Source organism: Shewanella vaxholmensis (assembly GCF_031932135.1).
Lineage (GTDB): Bacteria > Pseudomonadota > Gammaproteobacteria > Enterobacterales > Shewanellaceae > Shewanella > Shewanella hafniensis.
Genome location: NZ_JAUOEV010000014.1, coordinates 84,292 through 110,517, shown reverse-complemented (window position 1 = coordinate 110,517; position 26,226 = coordinate 84,292). Strand labels below are relative to the sequence as shown.

The 26,226-nt window shown below is 46.1% G+C and carries 19 protein-coding genes; 12 read left to right on the top strand and 7 right to left on the bottom strand.

Annotated elements, in window-relative coordinates; all coding sequences use genetic code 11:
• Positions 1-95 precede the first annotated feature (95 nt).
• The 11 genes from Q4Q46_RS13370 (at position 96) to Q4Q46_RS13320 (ending at position 14,676) form a co-directional block, all read left to right on the top strand.
• Complete coding sequence (locus Q4Q46_RS13370; protein ID WP_311906194.1) at positions 96-2,906, top strand: transporter substrate-binding domain-containing protein; 2,811 nt, start codon at positions 96-98, stop codon at positions 2,904-2,906.
• A 184-nt stretch (positions 2,907-3,090) separates the two neighbouring features.
• Positions 3,091-4,869, top strand: a complete 1,779-nt coding sequence (aspS, locus tag Q4Q46_RS13365) for an aspartate--tRNA ligase (RefSeq protein WP_115334536.1) — start codon at positions 3,091-3,093, stop codon at positions 4,867-4,869.
• A 306-nt stretch (positions 4,870-5,175) separates the two neighbouring features.
• A complete protein-coding gene (locus tag Q4Q46_RS13360; RefSeq protein ID WP_311906193.1) occupies positions 5,176-5,922 on the top strand; it encodes a YebC/PmpR family DNA-binding transcriptional regulator in 747 nt (248 codons plus the stop codon).
• A gap of 120 nt (positions 5,923-6,042) precedes the next feature.
• On the top strand, positions 6,043-6,564 hold the full coding sequence (gene ruvC / locus Q4Q46_RS13355) for a crossover junction endodeoxyribonuclease RuvC (protein ID WP_006081743.1): 522 nt from the start codon (positions 6,043-6,045) through the stop codon (positions 6,562-6,564).
• Positions 6,561-7,178, top strand: a complete 618-nt coding sequence (gene ruvA / locus Q4Q46_RS13350) for a Holliday junction branch migration protein RuvA (RefSeq protein ID WP_106650592.1) — start codon at positions 6,561-6,563, stop codon at positions 7,176-7,178. Before ruvC ends, ruvA begins: the two co-directional genes overlap by 4 nt.
• Before the next feature lie 44 nt (positions 7,179-7,222).
• A complete protein-coding gene (ruvB, locus tag Q4Q46_RS13345; RefSeq protein WP_006081741.1) occupies positions 7,223-8,227 on the top strand; it encodes a Holliday junction branch migration DNA helicase RuvB in 1,005 nt (334 codons plus the stop codon).
• A 1,010-nt stretch (positions 8,228-9,237) separates the two neighbouring features.
• A complete protein-coding gene (locus Q4Q46_RS13340; RefSeq protein ID WP_311906192.1) occupies positions 9,238-11,775 on the top strand; it encodes a TonB-dependent receptor plug domain-containing protein in 2,538 nt (845 codons plus the stop codon).
• 260 nt (positions 11,776-12,035) lie between these two features.
• Positions 12,036-12,716, top strand: a complete 681-nt coding sequence (gene ssoR / locus Q4Q46_RS13335) for a response regulator transcription factor SsoR (RefSeq protein WP_311906191.1) — start codon at positions 12,036-12,038, stop codon at positions 12,714-12,716.
• A gap of 224 nt (positions 12,717-12,940) precedes the next feature.
• Positions 12,941-14,068, top strand: coding sequence for a M14 family metallopeptidase (locus tag Q4Q46_RS13330; protein ID WP_311906190.1), 1,128 nt, complete (start codon positions 12,941-12,943; stop codon positions 14,066-14,068).
• A 12-nt stretch (positions 14,069-14,080) separates the two neighbouring features.
• Positions 14,081-14,398 carry a hypothetical protein gene (locus Q4Q46_RS13325; protein WP_006081737.1) on the top strand — a complete coding sequence of 106 codons (318 nt, stop codon included), beginning with the start codon at positions 14,081-14,083 and terminating at the stop codon, positions 14,396-14,398.
• On the top strand, positions 14,395-14,676 hold the full coding sequence (locus Q4Q46_RS13320) for a YeaC family protein (protein ID WP_012089294.1): 282 nt from the start codon (positions 14,395-14,397) through the stop codon (positions 14,674-14,676). Before Q4Q46_RS13325 ends, Q4Q46_RS13320 begins: the two co-directional genes overlap by 4 nt.
• Positions 14,677-14,791: 115 nt before the next feature.
• Here Q4Q46_RS13320 and ansA read toward each other — a convergent pair whose 3' ends face one another.
• Positions 14,792-15,805, bottom strand: coding sequence for an asparaginase (ansA, locus tag Q4Q46_RS13315; protein WP_311906189.1), 1,014 nt, complete (start codon positions 15,803-15,805; stop codon positions 14,792-14,794).
• Positions 15,806-15,942: 137 nt separating this feature from the next.
• Positions 15,943-17,790, bottom strand: a complete 1,848-nt coding sequence (gene sppA, locus Q4Q46_RS13310; RefSeq protein WP_311906188.1) for a signal peptide peptidase SppA — start codon at positions 17,788-17,790, stop codon at positions 15,943-15,945.
• 165 nt (positions 17,791-17,955) lie between these two features.
• Here sppA and Q4Q46_RS13305 point away from each other — a divergent pair, with 165 nt between their 5' ends.
• Positions 17,956-19,974 (top strand): oxidoreductase, encoded by a 2,019-nt coding sequence (locus Q4Q46_RS13305; RefSeq protein ID WP_311906187.1) that lies wholly within the window; start codon positions 17,956-17,958, stop codon positions 19,972-19,974.
• A gap of 317 nt (positions 19,975-20,291) precedes the next feature.
• Here the strand turns inward: Q4Q46_RS13305 and yfaE are convergent, their stop codons facing one another.
• From yfaE to ubiG, 5 genes are all read right to left on the bottom strand, one after another.
• The gene (gene yfaE / locus Q4Q46_RS13300) at positions 20,292-20,717 is read right to left on the bottom strand and encodes a class I ribonucleotide reductase maintenance protein YfaE (protein ID WP_311906186.1); all 426 of its coding nucleotides are present in this window, start codon (positions 20,715-20,717) and stop codon (positions 20,292-20,294) included.
• Positions 20,718-20,754: 37 nt separating this feature from the next.
• Positions 20,755-21,885: a class Ia ribonucleoside-diphosphate reductase subunit beta gene (gene nrdB, locus Q4Q46_RS13295; protein ID WP_006081731.1), complete on the bottom strand. Its 1,131-nt coding sequence runs from the start codon at positions 21,883-21,885 to the stop codon at positions 20,755-20,757.
• Between the two features lie 83 nt (positions 21,886-21,968).
• Positions 21,969-24,257: a class 1a ribonucleoside-diphosphate reductase subunit alpha gene (nrdA, locus tag Q4Q46_RS13290; protein WP_220590317.1), complete on the bottom strand. Its 2,289-nt coding sequence runs from the start codon at positions 24,255-24,257 to the stop codon at positions 21,969-21,971.
• Between the two features lie 525 nt (positions 24,258-24,782).
• Positions 24,783-25,454, bottom strand: coding sequence for an HAD family hydrolase (locus tag Q4Q46_RS13285; protein ID WP_311906185.1), 672 nt, complete (start codon positions 25,452-25,454; stop codon positions 24,783-24,785).
• 1 nt (position 25,455) lies between these two features.
• Positions 25,456-26,166, bottom strand: a complete 711-nt coding sequence (gene ubiG / locus Q4Q46_RS13280) for a bifunctional 2-polyprenyl-6-hydroxyphenol methylase/3-demethylubiquinol 3-O-methyltransferase UbiG (protein WP_006086768.1) — start codon at positions 26,164-26,166, stop codon at positions 25,456-25,458.
• Between the last annotated feature and the right edge of the window lie 60 nt (positions 26,167-26,226).

Below are 26,226 nucleotides of genomic sequence, written 5' to 3'. Positions count from 1 at the left end.
GGCAAGTCTCATACTGGTAATTTGCGATAAATTTTTGTCTAATACGCCATAGATAACAAAATCGTTACATGTACATCAAGTACTAAGGGCTCAACTTGAAGTTTGTGATCCACTTAATCGTGATCTTGTGCAGCTGTTTTTTGAGCATAACAGGGCAGGCAAGTCCATTGCCCGACGAGCCATTAATTGTGGTTATGGGGGAGGATAGCTTTCCCTATCAATATGTCGACAACGATGGTGAGCCGACCGGACTACTGGTCGATTTATGGAAAGAGTGGGCGAAACAAAGCCATACCCAAGTGGTTTTTGTGGCGCGCCACTGGCACGAGTCCCTTGATCAACTGCGGCAAGGTAAGGCGCAAGTGCATATCGGCATGGGGAAAACCCCAGAGCGTGAGCAAGAGTTCGACTTTGCTGTGCCCATCGCCGATGTTGGTACCTTTTTGTATCTGCATAAATCCCTGCAGGGCAAAAAGTCCATTAAAGAACTCATTCCCTTTCAAATTGGTGTGGTGGCGGCTTCATCCCACGAAGCGGAATTGCACCGTATCGAACCGCAGCTCGTGTTTAAACGTTACGAAAGTCGTGAGAAATTACTCGCTGGGGTTGCTGCTGGTGAGATTATGGTGTTTGCGGGCTTAGAAGGTTATTTGAAAGATCCCGCTTCGACCCAAGAGATTGCCGCGAATTATCCCAATACGGCGCGTATCCAAATTAAGGCGATGCAATTTGTTCCTGCGGTCAAAAAAGGCAATCTCGATTTAGTTGATAGGATCAATAAAGGTTTCACCGCGCTCGATCCGCACTTTATCCAGCAAACGGAGCGACGATGGCTTGGCTATCAACGTCAACAAGCTGGGATTGTTATTTCCATGCAACTGGGCGTCGAGCCTTTTGTGGACTTAGGGGTCGATGGTTTACCCCATGGCTTGTATGTGGACATGTGGCAACTGTGGTCCGAGAAGACCGGTATCGCCGTTGATTTTATTTCTGGCGATATGAACTCCAGTGTGGATGAGGTTCGCCGAGGTCTTGCCGATGCGCACATTGGTTATCCAGAGAGTGATGATGTCAAAACGGGGCTTAATCGGGCTTGGCACTTATATACAGTTAAGAGCCGCTTGTTTCTCTTTCAGCAGCAGTTGACCGATTTAGACAGCTTAAAAGGTAAACGTATTGGGGTGGTGCCGACGGCGCCTTATCTGGTGGAGTTACGTAAAGCCTTACCCCAAATGGCACTGCGCTATTACGACAATATGGATGCCATGGTCGCGGGCGCAAGATCGGGCGAGATTGTTGGCTTTGTGGCTTCGGGTGCATGGACATCCCATTATTTACTGCTCAATAAAGGCTGGTCTGACTTTAGCCAGTATCCCAATCTCGAATTTAGCACCAACATTTATGTGCTGACTCGCAGTGATGATCCTGGCCTGACGCAGCGGATCGCCAATGGCTTTAACAATATTAGCAATCAAGAGTTTGCCGATATTGAAAATAAATGGATGCTCAATCCCAAAGATCATGTTTTTACCCAAGCTGAGCGCCATGTCAGCCTAAGCCCTGCAGAACAGGCCTATGTGGAAAGTGTAGGCGAGCTTAAAGTGGGCTATTTAAAGCAGTGGCCGCCGATGGAGTTTATGGATGAGCAGGGCGAGTTTGCGGGGATCAATAGCGATATCGTCAAATTACTCAAGGAACAGCTCAAACTTAAGCTCACGCCCGTTGCCTTTGATGATTGGCATTCGTTAATCGACGCACTGCAAAAGGGCGAGGTAAGTTTAGCTGGTAGTGTCGCCCAAACGGCGGAGCGCCAGCAGCGTTTAGCGTTTAGTGAGGCATATTGGCCATCGCCGTGGGCATTAGTGTCGCAATTGGAGCAAGTCTCGGTATTCAATATTGCCCAGCTCGCAGGACAAAGGGTAGCTGTGGTCGAAGGCTATCATTTGGTGGCGCAATTGATGAGTCTTGAACCTTCACTCAAGTTAGTGATAGTGCCAAATACGCAGGCGGGATTGGCGGCGGTGACGAATGGCAATGCGGATGTGTTTATCGATAAAGTGGTGACGTTGGCGTCTGAACTTAAAACCAGCCACTACCCGACGCTGAAAATGTCATTGCTGAGTGATCTTGCCGATCAGCATAGCCATATTGGTGTTTATCCTCAGTTTGCGCCGCTGGTGCCACTGATTAACAAAGCCTTAGCCTTGATTGATGCTCAGCATCAGCAGCAAATTTATGCGCGTTGGGTGTCATTTTCTGTCGCGACAGAGAGCGCTAAATATCTGCAATGGCTGCGTTATATCGTATTTGGCGTGATCATTTTGTGCTTAGTGATGGTGGCAGTGTTGTTAGTGAATCGCCGCTTAAATCGTGAAATCACCCAGCGACTCGTCGCTGAAAAACGTTTGCTGCATGTGGCGAACCACGATGCTTTGACTCAGTTACCTAACCGCGCCTTGCTCGATGACAGATTAGCCCAAGCTTTGCTGTCCCATCAGCGCGAGCAAGCCCATTTTGCCTTGCTATTTGTCGATCTGGATGGGTTTAAACAAATCAATGATCAACATGGTCATCCCATTGGCGATGAATTGCTGATACAAGTTGCCCAAAAGTTAACCAAGGTTATCCGTGGCTCAGATACCGTGGCGCGATTTGGCGGCGATGAGTTTGTTATCCTGCTAAATCGTGTGCAAGATCTCGATGCTGCAACCCAAGTTGCTGATAATATTCTACAGGCACTGTCGAGCCCTTTGCTTATTCAAGGCGTCAGTGTCAGCATAGCGGTCAGTACGGGCGTGGTGATTTACCCCCGCGATGGTGATACTGCGATAGGCTTATTGAAAAAAGCCGATCAGCTGATGTACCAAGCCAAAAGTTGCGGCGGGCGTTGTTATCGCTCTGTTTGATGTTTTTTTGAACGCTCATGCTCAGATAGTGCGTTCGCCTCTAGTCAAGGGCGTAAAACTGTTTGATACTTCACCGCCTAAGTGTGAAGTACTTTGGTAATCGGCATTATTTTACTATAATGCCGCTTTTATCTCGTTTTGATTATTTCCAAAGCACCGGTTTCCGGATAAAGGATAGAGTTAGATGCGCAGTCATTATTGTGGAGACGTCAATAAGTCTCACGTTGGACAAGAAGTTACCTTGGTAGGTTGGGTTAATCGTAGCCGTGATTTGGGTGGCGTTGTCTTTTTAGATTTAAGAGACAGAGAAGGTCTGATCCAAGTGGTCTATGATCCAGACTTACCTGAGGTGTTCAATGTCGCCAGCACGCTGCGCGCCGAATTTTGCGTTCAGGTTAAAGGCCTCGTTCGCGCCCGTCCTGATAGCCAAGTCAATGGTCAAATGAAGACAGGTGAGATTGAAGTCTTAGGCCAAGCCTTGACGATCATCAACGCTGCCGATCCACTGCCATTGAGCATGGATAACTACCAGAATAACAGCGAAGAGCAACGTCTTAAGTATCGTTATTTAGATTTACGTCGCCCAGAAATGGCGCAGCGATTAATTTTCCGCGCTAAAGTCACCAGTTCTGTGCGTCGTTTCCTCGACTCAAACGGTTTCTTAGACATAGAAACACCGATCCTGACCAAGGCAACCCCAGAAGGTGCCCGCGATTATTTAGTACCAAGCCGGACTTATAAAGGTCAGTTCTTTGCCTTGCCACAATCGCCACAGCTGTTTAAACAGCTGCTGATGATGTCAGGCTTTGATCGTTACTACCAAATCGTAAAATGCTTCCGTGATGAAGACTTACGTGCCGACCGTCAGCCAGAATTTACCCAAATCGATATCGAAACGTCTTTCATGAGCTCTGAGCAAGTGATGGCGAAAACCGAAGAGATGATGCGTGGTCTGTTCCTTGAAATGCTGAACGTCGATCTCGGCGAATTCCCACGCATGACCTACAACGAAGCGATGCGTCGTTTCGGTTCAGATAAGCCAGATTTACGTAACCCATTAGAGTTGGTGGACATTGCCGATTTACTCAAAGAAGTCGAATTTGCGGTATTCTCTGGCCCTGCTAACGATGAAGAAGGTCGTGTTGCCGCACTGCGTATTCCAGGCGGCGCTGCACTGTCTCGTAAGCAAATCGATGATTACACTAAGTTTGTTGGCATCTATGGTGCTAAAGGCTTAGCGTGGATGAAGATTAATGACCTAAGCCTTGGCTTAGAGGGCATTCAATCACCTGTGCTGAAGTTCTTGAATGAGAGCATTGTTAACGAAATTATCAGCCGTACTGGCGCGCAAACCGGCGACATTATCCTGTTTGGTGCAGATCAGGCGACTGTGGTTGCTGAATCCATGGGCGCACTGCGTCTTAAAGCGGGCGAAGATTTTAACTTATTGCAAGGCGAATGGCGTCCACTGTGGGTGGTTGACTTCCCAATGTTTGAGAAAATCAACGGCAATTTCCACGCTGTTCACCATCCGTTTACCGCTCCGCGCGGCGTAACGGCGGCAGAACTTGAAGCTAACCCAGCAAATCGCGTTTCTGATGCTTACGATATGGTATTAAACGGCTGCGAATTAGGCGGTGGTTCAGTGCGTATCCACAACCAAGAAATGCAGTCTGCGGTATTCCGTATTCTGGGTATTACCGACGAAGAAGCTAAAGAGAAGTTCGGCTTCCTGTTAGAAGCGCTGCGTTACGGCACTCCGCCACATGCAGGTTTAGCGTTTGGTTTAGACCGCATCATCATGCTGATGACGGGCGCAAGCTCAATCCGCGATGTGATGGCGTTCCCGAAAACGACAACAGCCGCTTGTCCGCTGACTAACGCACCAGGATTTGCTAATCCGCAGCAGTTAGCTGAACTTGGCATTGCCGTGGTTGAGAAAGCCGTTAAAACCGAAGACTGATCTTTCGTAAGAGGGCTTTTGTAAATCGATCTTATGCAAATCGACCTTATTCAAGTCGACGTTATGTAACTCGTTTTGTGAAAGGCGATTGGCATTAGTCGATTGGCGTTAGTCTATTAGCATTAGTCCTTATCAGTTATTTTTAGTCGTACCGAAAACCGAGGCGCAAGCCTCGGTCTGTTTTAGTGAACCGTCATTTCTTTGCTTATCATATCTGTTAGTTCAATTCTAAATAGCCGTTATTCAATCCATTACACCTCGGCTCTTGATAAGCTATGCGATGACACCTCGTTAAGGAGACTTCCCATGGCAGGTCACAGTAAATGGGCCAACATTAAGCACCGTAAAGCAGCTCAAGATGCTAAACGCGGTAAACTCTTTACTAAATTCATTCGCGAATTAACCGTCGCAGCCCGTGAAGGCGGCTCAGATCCCGATTCCAATCCACGATTACGTGTCGCCATTGATAAAGCACTTGGCGGCAATATGACCCGCGATACGGTTGAGCGCGCGATTAAACGCGGCGCCGGTGAGTTGGAAGGTCAGCAACTCGAAACCATTCTCTATGAAGGTTATGGCCCAGGCGGCACCGCTGTGATGGTCGAAACCATGACGGACAATCGTAATCGGACTGTGAGCGGTGTGCGCAATGCGTTTAGTAAATCGGGCGGTAACTTAGGCACGGATGGGTCGGTTTCTTATCTGTTCACTAAGCGTGGGGTGTTATCCTATGCGCCGGGAACCGATGAAGATGCATTGATGGAAGCGGCGCTTGAAGCGGGCGCGGAAGATATCGTCAGCTATGATGATGGCGCGACTGACGTCTTCACCGATCCCGTTGATTTCTATATGGTGAAAGATGCGCTCGATAAAGCGAGTTTTGTGGCAGATAACGCTGAAATCGCTATGATAGCCTCGACGAAAGCTGAGCTTGATCTAGACACAGCCGAAAAATTTATGCGCCTTATTGATACCCTTGAAGATCATGACGATGTGCAAGAAGTGTATCATAATGCAGAAATCTCCGATGACGTGATGGCAAGCCTAGGTTAGATTGACTGTGAGCTGGATTTGGGCGTCAATCTAGACCAATTTCTGCTCGCACACGCTGACCTAGAACACTCGCTAATCCAGGAACTGAGACGAACATTCAGATCCCATATAAGGCATGTAATGGCAATTATTTTAGGTGTTGACCCAGGTTCACGGATCACAGGCTACGGCGTGATCCAATGTCAGGGGCGGCATCAGATTTACCTCGGCAGTGGCTGTATTCGCACTTCGTCTGAAGAGCTTCCTGGTAGGCTCAAGCAAATTTTTGATGGGATCACTGAAATTATTCGTCAGTATCAACCGGACGAATTTGCGATTGAACGGGTATTTATGGCAAAAAATGCCGATTCTGCGCTCAAGCTTGGCCAAGCACGTGGAGCGGCCATTGTCGCCGCCACGGTTGCCAATTTACCTGTGGCGGAATACAGTGCGACTCAAATTAAAAGTGCAGTCGTTGGCACGGGGCGAGCACAGAAAGCTCAAGTACAACACATGATCCAACAACTACTTAAATTACCCGCAGCCCCACAAGCTGACGCCGCAGATGCACTCGGTGTTGCTGTGTGTCATTATCACACCAGCCAGAGTTTAATCGCATTGAGTGGCCGGGCAACGGCAAGAACATACGGACGGTACAGATGATAGGTCGTTTACGGGGCGTGTTAGTTGAGAAACAAGCGCCAGAAATTTTGATCGATGTGAATGGTGTGGGTTACGAGTTGCAGATGCCGCTCACCAGCTTTTATGAGCTGCCTGAAGTTAATCACGAAGCTATGGTCTACACCCATTTTGTGGTGCGTGAAGATGCACAGCTTCTCTATGGTTTTATCACTAAGCAGGAAAGGGCGTTATTTCGCTTACTGATCAAGACCAATGGTGTCGGTCCCAAGCTCGCGCTGACCATTTTATCAGGCATGACAGCCGCAGAATTTGTGGGTTGCGTTGAGCGCGATGACATAGTGACCTTAGTGAAATTACCGGGTGTGGGCAAGAAAACCGCTGAGCGGTTACTGGTTGAAATGCGCGATAAGCTCAAGAGCTTGATGGAAGCCTCCGCAGGCTCAGAGCGTGAGTTTGTGCTGCAATCTAATTACTCTCCTGCGCCGACAGTCAATAGCGCAGAAGAAGATGCTATTTCAGCTTTAATTTCGCTGGGTTATAAACCACCGCAGGCGAGCAAATCGGTTTCTGCAGCCTACAAAGAGGGCATGGATTCAGAAACACTGATCAAAGCTGCCCTTAAGTCGATGCTTTAATTGAATGATGATAATTAAGATGAAAGCTGCGAGAAGGAATAATAATGATTGAGGCAGATAGACTCATCCAGCCGCAGATCCAAGCTCAAGATGAATCCATCGACAGGGCAATGCGCCCTAAAATGCTCGATGAATACACGGGCCAAGATGACACTCGGGCGCAACTTAAGGTGTTTATTCAAGCGGCAAAGAATCGTAATGAAGCCTTAGATCATATGTTGATCTACGGTCCGCCAGGACTGGGTAAAACCACCTTGGCTATGATTGTGGCGAACGAGATGGGAGTGAATATTAAGTCCACCTCGGGCCCCGTGCTTGAAAAAGCGGGCGATCTTGCAGCCCTCTTGACCAATCTTGAATCCGGTGATGTGTTGTTCATCGATGAAATCCATCGATTAAGCCCTGTGGTAGAAGAGATTTTGTATCCGGCGATGGAAGATTATCAGCTGGATATCATGATAGGTGAAGGGCCAGCAGCGCGTTCTATTAAGCTTGATTTACCGCCGTTCACTCTAGTAGGCGCTACAACACGGGCAGGTGCGTTAACCTCACCACTTCGGGCGCGTTTTGGGATCCCGCTGCGGCTTGAGTTTTATAACATCAAAGATTTAAGCACCATAGTCACGCGTTCGGCGCAGGTAATGGAATTAGATATTGATGCAGAAGGCGCATTTGAAATTGCGCGCCGTTCACGCGGCACACCGCGAATAGCCAACCGATTGCTGCGCCGCGTGCGGGATTACGCGCAGGTGAAGCATGACGGTGCAGTCACCAAGTTTGTGGCCGAACACGCTTTAGACTTATTAGATGTGGATAGTGAAGGTTTCGATTATATGGATCGCAAGCTATTACTGGCCATTATTGACAAGTTTATGGGCGGACCCGTTGGGCTAGATAACTTAGCCGCGGCCATAGGCGAAGAACGTGAAACCATCGAAGATGTGTTAGAACCTTTCTTGATCCAACAAGGGTTTATCCAACGTACGCCCCGCGGCCGAATTGCAACCGCACGGGCATACCAGCATTTTGAGTTGATCAAACCCGAATAGCCATCTGCTTGATAATACCGATAATGAAAGGCGACCTAAGTGGTCGCTTTTTTATGGGTGAAATTTACCTTTGCGTACAATTTGGGTGAAGTAAAAGCGACTCTTGAACAAAAAAGACTATGTTTTAAGAGACGTTCATTGTAGAGGATGTAAGGATTTTTGTGAGTATATATATATCGCTTTGTCATTATTAAGTTGTATCAATTGATGCAAGTATTACAGCCATTTTTAGGTTTTTCTTAATACAGAAATAATGATATCTACATAAATACTGATTATTTATAGCTAATTAGCTAAACCGATATTTATTAACAAATGCATCTGCTCGAAGTGTTTTTTGCACTATAAAAGGCCGATTTACTTATTGGAACTGCTTTTTACTGAGATTAACTTAACTTTACAAATAGGGTTTAGCTTATTAAATCCTCAAAATAAATAATCGATTTAGTTATCTTTTTAACAGACGCGTTATGCGGAATTGTTTGTAGCTATATTGTTTCCATTCAGTGTGTCGTAATGTTTATTTGCATAAATATTACAATTGATACTGGCTGTATCTTTCCTTAAGTGCTGATTTAGCACATTTATCTTAGGGTTTTAAGTGCCAGGTTAGCTAGTCATGTCTATAGCTATGCATTTTCAGCAATATTTAATCAACATTCTGTTCTAATTTGTGGTTATGGCTATTTTCGAAAGTGTGATCTGTATCACATTTATTGATACTCGATATGTTGCTGTGTTGTTATTTGTTAACAGTATTAGAAGCTGTTTATTTGTAATTACTAAGTCTTAATCCCTAGTAAAATGTATAACTTAAGTATTATAAAAAATAACATCTATAAAATTAAACATAATGCATCATATTTCTTAACAATAGCTTTCCGTTGGTTAATATTTTGAGCGTTGACGGAATTAAAGTGAATCCTCAGTATCGACTGCAACACTAGTACAGCAATAGTTGTACAAGCTGTAAGCATAAAAATAATAGTAAGACTAGGGAGCATTCATACATGATCAAAAGAACCAAAGTTGCGTCGGCTATTAACTTAGCTATCGTTGCATCTATCACTTCAGGTGCATTTGTTACGACAAGCGTATTTGCAGCGGAAGAAAAAGCAAAAGTTGAACGTATTGAAGTCACGGGTTCACGCATCCAACGCCAAGATATGGAAACAGCTTCTCCTGTGACCGTTATTGATGCAGCCGCGATTAAAGCAGAAGGTTTCACTTCTGTAGACCAAATGCTACAAGTACAAACCTCAATGGCAGGCGCTGCCGTTGGGTCGAGCACTAACAACGGTGCTGATGGCGTTGCGCAAGTTGATTTACGTGGTATGGGTTCACAACGAACGCTTGTATTACTGAATGGCCGTCGTATGGTGAACTCAGGTTCTGGTGCCGATAGTTCAGTCGATTTGAACTCAATCCCAGTGGCTATGATTGCCCGTGTTGAAATTCTGAAAGATGGCGCTTCTGCGGTTTACGGTTCAGATGCGATTGCTGGTGTAGTGAACATTATCACTAAGAAAGACTTTGAGGGTTTCCAATTAGACTTCAACGGTAGTGGCACTGATAAAGGCGATGGCCGTAATGGCGACGTAAGTGCATTATACGGTTTCAATACTGATGGCGGTAACTACACTATTGGTGCTGCGTTCTCTGATCGTCGTAGCGTCATTCAAGGTGATCGTGATTGGACTGAACCAGGTGCAAGTTCATTTATTCCAACGGGTACTTTAGGTGGCAAGGTTCAAGACGCTAATGGTAATTGGGTAGCACGAAGTACTGGTTATGACTTCACACAAGATAGTTATTATCAAACACCGAGTGAACGTCGTAGTTTATTTGCAAATATGACTCAAGAGCTAGGTAACGATGTTGTATTAACTGCAGATGCTATTTATACCAACCGTCGATCTAACCAGCAAATGGCTGCTCAACCTGCTGACATTATGCTAAATGTTTGTGGTGCAGCTGGCGTCGCAGCTGGTGCACCATGTGTAACACTTGATAGTGCGATGCTTGCTGCAGGTATTAAAGCCGATGATAAAGGTTTAGTGAACTATCGTCGTCGTACTAACGATGTTGGTCCTCGTATTTATACTCAAGATACCGACACTTGGCGTTTATCTGGTGGTTTAGCAGGTACCTTAGATGTTCATACTGGTATGAACTGGGATCTAACTTACACCTATGGTAAAAACCAAGCTAAAACAGCGGTAGATAACTCTATCAATGCATCAGACATGACGGCGTCAATTTACGCAAATCCAGATGCATGGTTTAGCGGTGCACCGCTAACGCAGCAAATGATTAATGAAGTTGGTTATTCTGAAAAAGCCAATGGTGGTAACGAGCAACAAACACTTTCTGCAGGTTTAAATGGTGAATTGTTTGACTTGAAAGCGGGTGCAGTTGGCTTTGCTATTGGTGCAGAATACCGTCGCGAAAGTGGTTTCTATAATCCAGATCCAGTTGTTGTTGCTGGGGAAAGTACTGCGGCGCAACAGGATCCTACAGATGGTAACTACAACGTTATCTCTATTTTCCAAGAAGTGAGCGTGCCTTTCACTGAAAAATTAACGGGTGAATTTGCGCTGCGTTTAGACGATTACTCTACTTTCGGTAAAGCGACGACTTGGAAGATTGGTTTAACCTACACAGCAACAGATGATTTAATGATACGTGGTGTGGCTGCTACTGGTTTCCGTGCACCAAGTGTGAGTGAATTATACGGCGGTAACTCTGGTTCATTTGATTACTTAGATGATCCATGGGGAAATGCTCAAGATCCACAAATCTTAGTAAATCGTACATCAGATTCAAATCTAAAACCTGAAGAATCAGAGTCTTACACCGCCGGCCTAGTCTATTCTCCAAGCTATGTTGATGGCATGTCAGTGACTCTTGATTATTGGCGTTTCAAAGTGGACAACGCAATTGCGCGTATGGACACACAAGCTGGATTAGATGCATGTCATAGATTCCAAACAACTGGTGATACTACTGGTGCTGCATCTTGTGAAATTTTCAATATTGGTGCGAATGGTGATTTAGATAACCTAACCAATGCATTAACCAACGTCGGAACACAAGATACGAGTGGTGTTGATTTCAATTTAGCCTATAGCTTCGAGCTGATTGGTTTAGATTGGAAAGTTAACAATGATACAACTTATTTAGTCAACTTCGAGCAGGATGGTAAGAAATATACTGGCACTATCGATGGTAACTTCGGTGCTTATGCTCGCGTTCGTAACAACTTTAGTCTTTCAGCTGGTCAAGATGACTGGAGTGTTATGTACTTCAACCGTTATATCGGCGGTATGACTGATTTAGCTGAAGGTACTGATGTAGATTCAATTTTGTACCATAACATTTCTGGTTCTTATCATATCAATGACATGACGACTGTCAGTTTAGGTGTTAAGAACTTTACAGATGAAAAACCAGTTACTGTATCTAATGGTAGTGATGGTGGTACAGTTCCAGAAGTGTACGACACTATCGGCCGTGTAATATACGGTGGTGTAACGGTTAAGTTCTAAGCTAAGTTAATACTCTTAGTGTTTAAAAAGCGCCTTAGGGCGCTTTTTTATTGCAGAGTAGAGCCAGATCAGATTCTTCAGTGGCTTACCATTATTTGACTCGTCATTTTTCAATAGCCATTCTTCGTTTAATCTTCCCCTAATGTCGTATTTTGTTCACAGTTTTCAACATCACATTTCTTAACGAATGTAATAGGCCTAGAGTCATTTCGATTCGCATGGTAATATAAATGATATAGATTCTCGTTTGGGTTTTAAGGATGAGTAAAATACTCTTAGTCGATGATGATCCCTTGTTTAGTGCTTGGTTGGCCGATGCCCTGGGCACGCAAGGACATGAAGTTGCATGTGCGGTGAATGGTGTCGATGGTCTGGCATGCATTGATCGTTTTGTACCCGACATCATAGTGCTCGATTTGGTCATGCCGAAAATGAATGGTTTTGAGCTGCTAAAAGCGCGGGAATGCTCAACGCCAGTATTGATGGTCTCTGCACGGGATAATGAAGACGATCGTATCACTGGCTATGAATTAGGTGCCGATGATTTTTTGAGTAAACCATTTAGCATCAAAGAGCTTTTTGTGCGCTTACGCGCCTTAGAACGCCGTCTTTGTATTAGTCAATCTCATCAGCCTCAAATGGCGACTGTGGCGGCGAAAGTGATTAACTTTGATGATATGAGTTATAGGATCACTATTGGCAGCCGTTATGTCGATTTGACTCAAACCGAATTTAAATTATTTAAATATCTGTTTGAAAGGAAAGGCCAAGTCATCACGAAACAAGAGTTGCAACGCTCAGTATTACAAAAAGATCTGGGCCGATTTGACCGCAATCTTGATATGCACATTAGTAACACTCGCCGTAAATTAGCCAACATAAGCTTGCCGCGTAACTTAATCAATACAGTGCGAGGCCAAGGTTATAGTTTTATGGCTTAACACCATCGTTTACTACCTTGTTAACGGCTAAGTTTGACGGATGTTTGGCGTGAAACTTGGTCAATAAAAGGTCGACTGCAACTGCCTTGACTGAATTTACTGGCTTTCGTTTTCCCCTTGGGATGTTTTGGTTTATCCTATCGGCCATATAATAAAATATGCCGCGTGCTATCAGTCGCGTGCCATTAACAGCCCTTAGCTTTAACAACCTATTAGGAATCATTATGCGGATCAGTGCCAACTTTGATGGCGGAAATATCCAAGTCGTCAATCTTGATAATAAAGACGATATTCAACTGGCTATTCGTCCCGATGCGGGCGGCGAGTTTTATCAATGGTTCAATTTTCGATTCGAAGGTGAGGTGGGTAACCATTACACCTTAAATATTATTAACGCGGGCACTGCTTCTTATACCAAGGGTTGGGATGGTTATCAGGCGGTGGCCAGTTACGACCGTCAACATTGGTTCCGTATTCCTACACAGTACAAAGACGGCAAACTGAGCATTAGCTTAGAGCTGGATTGCGATGCGATTCAAATCGCTTATTTTGCGCCATACAGCTATGAGCGTCACTTAGATTTACTCAGCAGCGCCCAGTTACACCCAGATGTCAATTTAGAGCATTTGGGCCTGACCTTAGATGGCCGCGATATTACCCTGATGAAAGTAGGGAATGGCGATCCTTCTAAACGCAATATTTGGATCACCGCCAGACAACATCCGGGCGAAACCATGGCTGAATGGTTAGTCGAAGGTCTAGTGAATCGTTTACTCGATAATGATTGTCCAACAGCGAAAGCGCTGCTCGACAAAGCCAATTTCTATATAGTGCCGAACATGAATCCCGATGGCAGTGTCAGAGGCCATCTGCGCACCAATGCGATTGGTATTAACCTTAATCGCGAGTGGCAAACGCCGAGTTTAGAAAAGAGTCCAGAGGTGTACCACGTCGTCAACAAGATGCAGCAAACCGGTGTCGACTTGTTCTATGATGTCCACGGCGATGAAGGCTTACCTTATGTGTTCCTCGCAGGTTGTGAGGGCGTGCCTGCCTACAATGATAAGCTGGCGCAGCTGCAAGCGGACTTCAGTCAAGCATTAACCTTAGCCAGTGCCGATTTCCAAACTCAGTTTGGCTATGACAAAGACGAGCCTGGCCAAGCGAATCTAACGGTTGCGTCTAATTGGGTCGCTCAGACCTTCGAGTGTTTATCCAATACCCTCGAAATGCCTTTTAAAGACAATAACAATCTGGCCGATCCTTTTGTGGGTTGGTCGCCAGAGCGCAGTATTTATTTAGGTGAAGCATCGCTTATCGCCATGCTCGCCGTTGTTGATAAATTACGTTAGGGCGAGGCTGATATGGCATTAATTGAATGTCCAGTGTGTCGCAAGCGGATGTCGAGTAAGGCGCCTTCATGTCCCCATTGTCAAGCGAGCACCAATGGTGACAATGAGTCTTTATCGCGCATTAGTCATATTCAAAAGTCCAGCAGCTTAATGAATCAGAGTTTTGTAGCTATGACCTTGTTTATTGCTGGTGTGGTGATTTGGTTTTGGGGTGGTGAACCTGCCGAAGGTATGCGGGCGAATATCGCTGGAATATGCTTTGTGTTTGGTTTTGTGGGTTATCTCATCACACGAGTCAGAATCGTGTTACATAAGCGGAAAAGTGTATGACAGATATTAATCAAGTGATCGATCAAATGCCCATTGAAGTCTATGAAAGGCTTCGTAGTGCAGCAGAACTGGGTAAGTGGGAAGATGGCACTGTGTTAAGTGAAGCGCAGCGTGAATCGACCTTGCAGGTCGTGATGTTGTATCAAGCTCGCAAGCTTGAGCAAACTGAGCATTTCACTATTGCCCCCGACGGTAAAATCAATGAACTGTCCAAAGCTGAGCTGAAAAAGCAATTCCGCGGTGAGTCAATTGCCGAGTTTAAAGTACAAGATTTGTAACTTACTCATTAGTTTGACGCCGTTTAATCTGAGTTAAAATCAAAAAGCCCATATTAAATGGGCTTTTTTGTTACTAGTGATTGAGCAATAAGGGAAATATTTAAAGACTATGGCGTTAATCTATGCTCAGTTCACCGACTAGATTTTGCAACATGGCCGCTTTTATCTCGGCTGGCTGCAAATTTTTAGATAGTAAATAATGCAGTTTTGCTAAGGCTGCTTCTATGGTCATATCGGCGCCACTGATCACACCCGCTTTAGCGAGCGCATTACCCGTGGCATAGCCGCCCATATTCACCTTACCTTGGAAACACTGGGTAAGATTCACCAGCACTATGCCACGTTCATCCGCTTGCCTTAAGGTTTTGAGTAAGGCAGCATCCTGCGGTGCGTTACCCACACCAAATGTCAGTAGTATGAGGGCTTTAACCGGCTGCTGCAGAATGTTCTCAAAAATCTGGGTCGAGATCCCCGGATACAAGGTCACTACACCGACAGGCTGCGGACTGATATGCGCCACTTCCAATGGGGTATCGTTGGCTACCGTGATTTTGCCTGCGCGTAGATTGATTTTGATCCCCGCCTCAAGCAGTAGCGGGAAGTTGGGTGAAGCGAAAGCATCGAAACCGTCGGCATGGGCCTTAGTCGAGCGATTGCCCCTAAAGAGTTTGTTATTGAAGAATAAACACACTTCCGCAACTGGATAATTCGCCGCTATGTAGAGTGAATTCAATAAATTGGTTTGGCCGTCTGAGCGTAGCTGGGCGAGGGGAATTTGTGAGCCCGTTACTATCACAGGTTTTGACAAGCCTTGCAGCATAAATGAAAGCGCTGAAGCCGTGTACGCCATGGTATCTGTGCCGTGAAGGATCACAAAGCCATCGTACTTATCGTAATTGGCTTGTATATCGTCGGCGATCATCTGCCAATCGGTTGGTGCCATATTGGAAGAGTCGATAAGCGGGCAGTATTCGTGGATGATGAATCTCGGCATTTCTTCATGGTAAAACTCAGGCATAGATTGCACGCACTGAGTTAGGAATCCCGCGACGGGAACAAAGCCGTTATCGGTCTTTTGCATACCTATGGTGCCGCCAGTATAGGCAACATAAATGGAGCGTTTAGTCATTCTTGTCGTTTTCTTAGCTTCAAGTGGCCGAATTATACGATTTTACTGACATAAACCCAATAAAAAAGCCCGGAGATCCGGGCTTTGTCTTTGTCATCATCTTGAAGTTGCGAGCTGCAACCTAGACGCTAGCAGATTTAGTTCATCATGTTGCAAGTATCACAGTAGATGTAGACGTTATTTGGATCATCAAAAGAGGTTAACGTTTTCAAACTGCTAGTCCACTGTTGTAGCATTTGCTCTAACATCGATGACTGACTTAGTGAGGCGGGCAGGTAGCTCGATACTGAGGCAAACATCTGCTGCATGAATTTTTGTTCGGGTGTCAGCTCTTGCTCGATGACGCGGGTATCAAATAGCGTCATATCCGCGAGTTTAGCGGCTTTAGCAATCGCCTCATCTAAATCACCCAGTTCATCGACTAAGCCAAGCTCAAGGGCTTTTTTACCGCTCCAAACACGGCCTTGGGCAATCTTATCGACTTGTTCTATGGTCATCTTACGTTCTTTGGCGACCAGCGAGATAAAGTCTAAATAGCCACGTTCAATATGACGTTGGATAATCGCTTCAACTTGCGGTGACAGCGTGCGCGTCACAGACAATCCCGCCCATTCCGACGTTGATACGCCATCGGTATGCACGCCTATGCTGGCCAGAGAATCTTCGAAGGTGGTGATCATGCCGAAGATCCCAATTGAGCCCGTGAGCGTGGTTGGCGTTGCGAAGATGTAGTCGGCACTGGCCGAAATCCAGTAACCGCCCGATGCGGCCAAACTGCCCATGCTGACGACAACAGGTTTACCAGCCGCTTTAAGTGCCAGTAATTCTTGACGAATTTGCTCTGAGGCAAAGGCGCTACCGCCAGGGCTATCGACGCGCAGCACTAAGGCTTTAACGTGTTTATCAAAACGTGCCTTACGTAACAGCTCGGCAGTGCTTTCGCCGCCAATTTGGCCAGCAGGTTGAGTGCCGTTCAGAATCGTACCGCTCGCCACAATTATGCCGACACTGTCTTGCTCAACAAAGCTTGGCAATGGCGTCACTAAGGTTAAATAATCATAAAAACTCACTTGCTTGAAACTGTCACCGCTGCTGGCCTTGCCCACGGTTTCTAACATGGTTTGACGAAAATCTTCCGTGGTCGCTAAGCTATCAACCCATTTCATGTTGATGGCCATTGCCGCAGAGTCACCATTGGCTTTATCGAGCTCGGCCAAATAAGTGGTTGCATCGGGTACCAGTGAGTTAGGCTCAATATTGCGATTGCCTGCGACAGTCTGGGTGTAGCTTTGCCATACATCCGCTAAAAGCGCACTGCTGGCTTCGCGAGCGGCGTCGGACATATCGTCACGCATGTAGGGTTCAACCGCAGATTTAAAAGTCCCTACGCGGAAAATATGCGCTTTAACTTTGAGTTTATCTAAGGCCGATTTGAAGTACTGGTTGTACATACTCAGGCCATCAAGCGACACGCCGCCTTGGGGATTGAGGTAAATAGTGTCGGCAAAGCTGGCGAGGAAATATTGATTCTGCTCGTAGTAATTACCGATGGCGACCACTTTTTTACCGCTTTCTTTAAAGCGGTTAAGTGCATCACCGATAGATTGCAGCTTGCTGATCCCGGCACGTTTCAAATCGGCTAGATCAAGTACTAGGGTACTAATCCTTTGATCTTGCGCGGCATTGTCAATTACATACAGCACATCGGCGAGCAGGATTTCCCCATCTGCGTTGGCATTTTGGCCTTGCTTGAATGCGGCTTCTAAGGGATCGACCTGTTGTTTCTGATCGACAATCGAGCCGGCCAGATTAAGCACCAGCGCTGAGTTGTCTTCTACTTGGATATCTTCGCTGCTGCCAATAGAAATAATGATGGCGGCTAAGATGCCAAAAAAGATCAGATTGAGGATCAGTTTACGCGTCCCGTTGAGGGTGTGCCAAATAAACAAACATATTCTCTTGAAAAACGATGGGTTAGCGGACATCTGTCACTCCTTTATAAGTCCAATCTGCCCATGCTAACTGAAAATGGCGCTACAGGCTAAACACAATTGTAAAGGATTTTGACTAATGGCCTCGATCCAACGGTTGAGCTTAGATTTGACTCAAGGTATGCTGATTTAAATCACTTGTTTTAAAAGGATGTTTGAATGTCGTTTCCCCATTTATTAGAACCCTTAGATCTGGGATTTACCCAGCTCAAAAACCGCGTGCTTATGGGCTCAATGCACACAGGTTTGGAAGAAGAAAAGGGCGGATTTGAGAAACTGGCAGCGTTCTACAAAGAACGCGCTCTGGGCGGCGTGGGTTTGATTGTAACGGGCGGTATTTCCCCCAATCTTCGCGGCCGCCTTACGCCCCATGCCTGTCAGCTGAGTTTTCCTTGGCAAGTCGGTAAGCATCGCGTGGTCACGCAGGCTGTACATGAGGCCGGCGGTAAGATCTGCATGCAAATTTTGCATGCGGGCCGCTACGGTTATCATCCTTTTTCCCAAGCACCGAGCAAAATTAAATCACCCATTACACCTTTTACGCCGTCTGCTATGTCTAGTCGCCAAGTGCGCTCGACCATTAAGGATTACGCCAGCTCAGCCGCTCTTGCCAAGAAAGCCGGTTACGATGGCGTTGAGGTGATGGGATCTGAAGGCTATTTGATCAATCAGTTTGTCAGTGCGCGCACCAACACCCGCACCGATGAATGGGGTGGTGCGTTTGAAAAGCGGGCGCAATTCCCGATTGAGATTGTTAACGCGATACGGGCAAAAGTCGGTAAAGACTTCATCATTATCTTCCGTTTATCTATGCTCGATCTGGTGGATAACGGCTCAACTTGGGATGAAGTGGTGCAGCTCGCCCAGTGGTTAGAGCAAGCTGGCGTGTCCATTCTAAATACCGGCATCGGCTGGCATGAAGCGCGCGTACCGACCATTGCGACGAGTGTGCCCCGCGGCGCTTTTGCGTGGGTAACTGAAAAGCTCAAACAATCTGTCTCTGTACCTTTAATTGCGACTAACCGCATTAATACCCCTGAAATCGGCGAGCAGATTATTGCTTCTGGTCAAGCTGACATGGTGTCGATGGCAAGGCCTTTTCTCGCCGATCCTGAGTTTGTCAATAAAGCTGCGGCGAACACACCAGAGCTGATTAACACTTGTATTGGCTGTAACCAAGCATGTCTTGATCATACTTTTTCCCTCAAGCGCGCAACCTGTTTAGTGAATCCTCGTGCCTGTTATGAGACTGAAATCAACTTCTTACCCACAGCCAATAAAAAGCGTATTGCGGTGATGGGCGCAGGTCCTGCGGGCATGGCATTTTCTGTTTATGCCGCCATGCGAGGCCATGATGTTGTCTTGTTTGAAGCGAAATCCGAGGTGGGTGGACAGTTTAATCTCGCCCGTAAAATCCCTGGAAAGGAAGAGTTTAACGAGACTATCCGTTACTTCATCAATCAAATTAAGCTGCATAAGGTGGAGCTGAGATTAAACACTCGCCTCGATGCCAGCGTATTGGCGACCGAAAAATTTGATGAAGTAGTGATAGCGTCAGGTGTTGTGCCGCGTGATTTAGTCTTACCCGGCTTTGATGACCCACGGGTGGTCGATTATCAAAAAGTGCTCTCGGGTGAAGTGACTGTCGGTAATACAGTAGCCTTGATTGGTGCTGGCGGTATCGGATTTGATATGGCGCATTACTTATGTGAGCGCCAATCTAGCACCTTGGACCCAGATAAATGGCTGCAACAGTGGGGCATAGATAAAACTTACCAGCATGCAGGCGGCCTAACTGAACCTCATTCCGACAATACTGATCATCGTAAGGTGTTTTTACTGCAACGTAAAACGTCGAAGATGGGCAAGGGCTTAGGTAAAACTACCGGCTGGATCCACCGTCTTGTGCTTAAGCAACATGATGTGAAGATGAAAACGGGCGTGAGTTACGACAAGTTTGATGATGCAGGACTGCATATTCGCGTGGGTGAAACCGCTGAAGTGCTGGCCGTCGATAACGTCGTTTTGTGTGCTGGGCAAGAATCGAATCGCACGTTAGTGGATGAGATGAAAGCGACGGGCCTGCCTGTGCATTTAATTGGCGGTGTCGATGTCGCCGCAGAACTTGATGCTAAACGGGCGATTCGCCAAGGTGCCGAACTGGCGATGCGTTTATAGAAAGTCGATAAGCCTTACGTTTTAAGCGTTAAGTATTCAATTTTAGATCCTGAAAGCCTGAACCTGTGTTCAGGCTTTTTTGTTTTAGTTTGTTTTAGGTTTTTTAGTGTGAATGTATTGAAAATAGAGGGAAGGGAAAATAGTGGGTTTTAAAACGTTTGGTATCTAATGGCGCGGATTGAATAAGGCTGTATTGAAAGGGGCTGTTTGTCTTAAAGCTACTCTTTGTTTAAAAGCTCATTTTTGTTTTAAAGCGATTTTGGGTTTTAACGCCACATCTTGTTTAAAGCAGCTTATTGAACAATCGAGTTTTGCCGTTATGAGTCTTCAAACACTGCCTGTTTTTGCGTGCGTGTGTCACTTGCTACATTTTGTGTTTGCTTTGGCTTAGCCAAACTGGCTTTATTCTGATGAGATTGACACGCATAGGTGACCACAGCTGTCCCTTCAGGTGATAGATCCAGCTCTAAATCTTCGATTGGTACACAGCAGCAGGGCAAACATTCATCATGTTTGAGTTCGGCTAAGGGTTCGTTTAAGTAGCTGACTTTTCCGCTGATGACGCGAGTTTTGCAGGCACCGCAGAAACCGTTGCGACATTCTGAGAAGATTTTGACTTTTTTGGCTTCGAGCGCTTGCAACAAGGTGCCTTGTTGCTCGGTAAAGAGCAACACAGGTTGACCTTGAAGGCGCACAATTGGCGCCTTCGCGAACAGATTTTGTGGCCGTTTTTTCGATGTCACTGTTGTAATGCCATTATTAACGTCACTGTTGAGCGTCTTAGAGATCGAAGTCGAGGAATTCATCGCCATCAACCGCTGAGTCGATTTGACCGACAAGGTATGAAGACACTTCCACTTCCTGAGGCGCGACTTGCACTGCATCGCTTTCTAACCAGTTTTTCATCCAAGGTAATGGATTGGTTATTTCAGGATAAGGTTGCGGCAGGTTCACCGACTTCATCCGTTGGTTCGTAATAAACTCAACGTATTGGCAGAGGATCTGTTCATTCAAACCTATCATAGAGCCGTCTTTGAACAGGTATTTTGCCCATTCTTTCTCTTGCTCTGCGGCCTTGAAGAATAAATCGAAGGCTTCCTGTTGGCATTCTGCAGCAATTTCACCCATTTCTGGATCGTCTTTACCGCCTTGCATGATGCTTAAAATATGCTGAGTGCTGTTTAAGTGCAGTGCTTCATCACGGGCAATCAGGCGAATGATTTTCGCGTTACCTTCCATTAGCTTACGTTCAGCAAAGGCAAATGAGCAGGCAAAGCTAACATAGAAACGAATCGCTTCTAGGGCGTTGACTGACATCATGCACAGGTACAAGGCTTTTTTCAGGGTACGAGTGTTGACTATGACTTCTTTGCCATCGATAACATGGGTACCCGCGCCGAGTAGATGGAACACTTGAGTCAGTTGGATCAAGTGATCGTAGTAAGCGGCGATATCGGTCGCACGGCTTAATATTTCTTTGTTCACGACGATATCGTCGAAGATCACTGAAGGATCGTTAACGATATTGCGAATAATATGGGTGTATGAGCGCGAGTGAATCGTCTCAGAGAAAGACCAAGTCTCAATCCAAGTCTCTAGTTCAGGTAGCGACACCAGTGGTAAAAAGGCCACATTGGGTGAGCGACCTTGAATCGAGTCGAGTAAGGTTTGGTATTTCAGGTTAGAAATAAAGATGTGTTTTTCATGATCGGGCAATGCACCGTAGTCAATTTTATCGCGACTGACGTCTACTTCTTCCGGGCGCCAAAAGAAAGATAACTGCTTTTCTATCAGTTTTTCGAACACTTCATATTTTTGTTGATCGTAACGAGCCACGTTGACCGATTGACCTAAAAACATAGGTTCACGGGTGGCATCGTTGGGTGTTTGACAGAAGGTAGAGTAGGCCATGGTGCTATTTTCCAATGGATAGGGATCCACTCAATCGGGATCCCTATACTTTTTATTTGTAAGAGCCGCGTTAACGTTAAAGACTAGATTTTACACGCGCCGCCGGCGCAACCGTCATCTTCTTTCTCTAAATTGGTGATGTCATCGTGTGAATCCGATGCACCATCGCGAGTGTTATGGTAGTAAAGCGTTTTCACACCTAACTTGTAAGCATTGAGCAAATCTTTCAGCAGGGTTTGCATCGGTACTTTACGGCCTTCAAAACGTGAAGGATCGTAGTTAGTGTTGGCTGAAATCGCTTGGTCAACGAACTTCTGCATGATGCCCACTAGCTGTAAGTAACCATCATTACTTGGCATTTTCCATAGTAATTCATAGCTATCTTTCAGCGTATCGAAATCAGGTACCACTTGTTTTAGCTGACCGTCTTTGCTCGATTTCACGCTGATAAGGCCACGCGGTGGTTCGATACCATTGGTCGCATTGGAGATTTGCGACGAGGTTTCTGATGGCATTAATGCCGACAGCGTCGAGTTACGCAGGCCATATTGCTTGATATCGCTACGCAGTGATTCCCAGTCTAAGTGCAATGGTTCGGCACAAATTTTATCTAGGTCACGTTTATAAGTATCGATTGGCAAAATACCTTGAGCGTACGTGGTCTCGTGGAATAACGGACACGCACCTTGCTCTTTGGCTAAGTTCATCGAGGCTTTCAGTAAATAAAACTGAATGGCTTCAAAGGTTCTGTGGGTCAGATCGTTCGCGCTGCCATCGGAATACTTCATGCCATTTTTCGCTAAGTAGTTAGCGAAGTTAATTACGCCTATACCTAAGGTACGGCGATTCATCGAGGCAAGTTGTGCTGCCTTGATAGGATAATCTTGATAATCCAGCAGATTATCCAGTGCGCGTACCGCGAGGTCGGCTAATGGCTCAATATCAGATAATTCTTTGATTGAACCTAAGTTGAGTGCTGACAGCGTACAAAGCGCGATTTCACCATTAGGATCATCGATGTTGTTCAATGGTTTTGTCGGCAGGGCGATTTCAAGACACAGGTTAGATTGTCTGATCGGCGCGACTTTAGAATCGAACGGGCTATGGGTGTTGCAGTGATCCACGTTCTGAATGTAGATACGGCCGGTTGAGGCGCGCTCTTGCATCATCAGTGAAAACAGCTCAACTGCCTTTATAGTTTTCTTACGAATACTGCTGTCTTGCTCGTATTGCACATATAAACGTTCGAATTCGTTTTGATCTTCAAAGAACGCATCGTACAAACCAGGTACATCTGATGGGCTAAACAGGCTGATGTTTTCGCCCTTGATCAGACGTTGATACATGACTTTGTTCAACTGCACACCGTAGTCTAAGTGACGGATACGGTTATCTTCAACGCCGCGGTTATTTTTCAATACCAGCAGAGATTCGACTTCTAAGTGCCAAATCGGGTAGAACAGGGTCGCAGCACCGCCACGCACGCCGCCTTGAGAACAAGACTTAACTGCGGTTTGGAAATACTTATAGAAAGGTAAACAACCTGTGTGGAAGGCTTCACCACCACGGATTGGGCTACCTAAGGCGCGAATACGACCGGCGTTAATACCGATACCCGCACGTTGACTGACGTATTTCACTATCGACGAAGCTGTCGCGTTGATTGAATCTAAGCTGTCACCACATTCGATCAGTACACAAGAGCTGAACTGACGTGTTGGCGTGCGCACCCCAGCCATGATTGGCGTTGGCAGCGAAATCTTAAAGGTCGATACCGCGTCATAGAAATCTTTAACGTATTTCAGGCGCGTTTCTTTTGGATAACGGGCAAACAAACAGGCCGCGACCAAAATGTAGAGGAACTGCGCGCTCTCGTAGATTTCGTGTGTCACACGGTTTTGAACTAAATATTTGCCTTCAAGCTGCTTTACCGCTGCGTAAGAGAAGTCCATATCGCGCCAATGGTCGATATAGGTATCCATCACGTCGAGTTCTTCGCGGCTGTAATCCTGCAGAATGTGCATGTCATACTTGCCAAGCTCAACTAACTTAGTCACGTGAGTATACAGTGCTGGCGGCTCGAATTGACCGAAGGCCTTCTTACGCAAATGAAACACCGCTAAACGGGCGGCGAGGAACTGATAGTCCGGTGATTCTGGAGAAATTAAATCCGCCGCTGCTTTGATAATGGTTTCATGGATGGCTTCGGTTGGGATGCCATCGAAAAACTGTAGGTGCGAGCGAAGTTCAACTTCAGAAACAGAAACGTTTTTTAATCCCTTGGCTGCCCAAGTAATTACGCGGTGTATTTTTTCGAGATCGATATTCTCACGATCGCCACAGCGTTTTGTGACTGTCATAGTGCTATTCATTTGGAGATAGGCCTTGGTTCTTATATCTATTTAGGTGAGCAAGTTCACCGTACGTATCCTTGTAAAACAATCAATAACCGTCCCTTAAATACAGCTGACTGGTGGAAAATAAGTCAATTAAGCGGCGAACTTCTAGTGTGTCTGATTGCTACCTATACACAAGATATGGTGTTTTAAATTATCTGGGATACAAGATAGTGAGGTTTGCCCCTATTTGCAAGTCTGAATTCAGGGGACATCTTGTGGATAAGTTGAGGATAAGCCTTAGCGTTAGTAACGACTAACCTTGAAGCTCAATTTCAGGTTAGCATGTCGCACTCATGGGGGATTTTTAGGCGATCTTTTCTTTAGATCGCGATCGCGCACAAGTGCCGATCTTTTATCCGCCGACCTTTCGCAGCCTGATTTTATTCGCAGGTAAAAAATCAAGCAAACACACATATGTGCGTCTGCATAGTCACTTTAGTAAAAGGTGTATCTTCGAGTGCAAAAGTGAAGTTTGTTAACCATTTTATGGGCGAGTTTTCAGGCGAATGCGTCGGCTAATGCCTGATGTAACTCAGTAGGGCTGGCAAAGTGCGCGTAGGCAGGCCACTGCGATGGCTTGTCGTTGACCCCCAGATAACCCCATAGGGCAACGCCACCTAACATGCCCGCTGCCTTGGCTGCGAGCAAATCTCGCTCAGCATCCCCAAGATACAAAATGTGCTCTGGAGCGCAGTTCAGTTGCTGAGCCCCTAATAACATAGGTGCTGTGTGGGGTTTTGGGTGTTTGGTCGAATCACCACTGATAATCACTGGCATACGCAAGTGTAAATTCAGTTTTCGCAATAAGGGACGGGTAAAGCGCGCTGGCTTATTGGTGATCACCCCAAACGGCAGCTGCATTAACTCGAGCCAGTCGAGTAATGCTGCAATACCTGCGAATAGCGCACAGTGATCGCCATTAATGCGCTGATAGTGGGCGAGCAGCCCTTGTTGAACTTGAGTGCGAAGATCATTCGCTGCATTGGGTATCGCCGCATCGACTAAGGCAAAACTGCCGTGGGATGCGGCGTAGCGCATGGCCGCTAACGGCTGCGCGGCGATGCCGACGTCTTGAAGACTTAAATTAAGGGCCTGCACCAGATCCGGCGCGGTATCGGCTAAGGTGCCGTCGAGATCGAACAGTACGCCTTTGATCTGTGCCAGACTCATATTAATCAACCTTACGCGTCGCTATCATGTAATTGACATCAACTTTAGGCGTGTATTTAAAAATGCCCGTCAGCGGGTTGTAGCTGATGCCTAATGCATCGGTACAGATCAGATCGGTATTGTCCACAAGTTCAATCAATTCCGAAGGCTTAATGAATTTTTTATGCTCATGGGTACCAACTGGCAGCATCTTCAGTAAATATTCTGCGCCCAGAATCGTGTGCACATAGGATTTAATGTTGCGGTTGATGGTGGAGAAAAACACAAAGCCACCGGGTTTAACCATGTCACAGCAAGCCTTGATCACAGATTGTGGATCGGGCACATGCTCCAGCATTTCCATACAGGTCACCACATCGTAATAGGCTTGATGATCTTGGCTGTGGGTCTCGGCGGTATTTTTTACATAATTAATGCTTACGCCGGTTTCGAGGGCATGTAGGCGGGCGACTTCTAAGGGCTCATCACCCATGTCAAGACCATCAACCTCGGCACCGATACGGGCCATGCTTTCAGATAAAATCCCGCCACCGCAACCAACGTCGAGCACTTTCTTACCGAAAATGCCGCCAGCAGTTTGATCGATATAATTTAAGCGCAGCGGGTTTAATAGATGCAGCGGCTTAAATTCACCGTTGAGATCCCACCACGTTTCGGCCATACGTTCAAACTTTGCGATTTCCTGTGGGTCCACATTGGTATTCTGATGCATGCTATTACCTGAAGTAGCTGTATTGTGCGGCTATTATAACGACTATGTTTGATAAACAAA

What these genes read in the sequence shown, in the direction of transcription:
- Q4Q46_RS13330 (WP_311906190.1), top strand. Translation starts at nt 12,941, where the DNA reads ATGCGGATCAGTGCCAACTTTGATGGCGGAAATATCCAAGTCGTCAAT.
- ruvA (WP_106650592.1), top strand. Translation starts at nt 6,561, where the DNA reads ATGATAGGTCGTTTACGGGGCGTGTTAGTTGAGAAACAAGCGCCAGAA.
- Q4Q46_RS13285 (WP_311906185.1), bottom strand. Translation starts at nt 25,454, where the DNA reads ATGAGTCTGGCACAGATCAAAGGCGTACTGTTCGATCTCGACGGCACC.
- nrdA (WP_220590317.1), bottom strand. Translation starts at nt 24,257, where the DNA reads ATGAATAGCACTATGACAGTCACAAAACGCTGTGGCGATCGTGAGAAT.
- ubiG (WP_006086768.1), bottom strand. Translation starts at nt 26,166, where the DNA reads ATGCATCAGAATACCAATGTGGACCCACAGGAAATCGCAAAGTTTGAA.
- ruvB (WP_006081741.1), top strand. Translation starts at nt 7,223, where the DNA reads ATGATTGAGGCAGATAGACTCATCCAGCCGCAGATCCAAGCTCAAGAT.
- Q4Q46_RS13340 (WP_311906192.1), top strand. Translation starts at nt 9,238, where the DNA reads ATGATCAAAAGAACCAAAGTTGCGTCGGCTATTAACTTAGCTATCGTT.
- ssoR (WP_311906191.1), top strand. Translation starts at nt 12,036, where the DNA reads ATGAGTAAAATACTCTTAGTCGATGATGATCCCTTGTTTAGTGCTTGG.
- Q4Q46_RS13305 (WP_311906187.1), top strand. Translation starts at nt 17,956, where the DNA reads ATGTCGTTTCCCCATTTATTAGAACCCTTAGATCTGGGATTTACCCAG.
- Q4Q46_RS13360 (WP_311906193.1), top strand. Translation starts at nt 5,176, where the DNA reads ATGGCAGGTCACAGTAAATGGGCCAACATTAAGCACCGTAAAGCAGCT.
- ruvC (WP_006081743.1), top strand. Translation starts at nt 6,043, where the DNA reads ATGGCAATTATTTTAGGTGTTGACCCAGGTTCACGGATCACAGGCTAC.
- nrdB (WP_006081731.1), bottom strand. Translation starts at nt 21,885, where the DNA reads ATGGCCTACTCTACCTTCTGTCAAACACCCAACGATGCCACCCGTGAA.
- Q4Q46_RS13320 (WP_012089294.1), top strand. Translation starts at nt 14,395, where the DNA reads ATGACAGATATTAATCAAGTGATCGATCAAATGCCCATTGAAGTCTAT.
- sppA (WP_311906188.1), bottom strand. Translation starts at nt 17,790, where the DNA reads ATGTCCGCTAACCCATCGTTTTTCAAGAGAATATGTTTGTTTATTTGG.
- aspS (WP_115334536.1), top strand. Translation starts at nt 3,091, where the DNA reads ATGCGCAGTCATTATTGTGGAGACGTCAATAAGTCTCACGTTGGACAA.
- ansA (WP_311906189.1), bottom strand. Translation starts at nt 15,805, where the DNA reads ATGACTAAACGCTCCATTTATGTTGCCTATACTGGCGGCACCATAGGT.
- Q4Q46_RS13325 (WP_006081737.1), top strand. Translation starts at nt 14,081, where the DNA reads ATGGCATTAATTGAATGTCCAGTGTGTCGCAAGCGGATGTCGAGTAAG.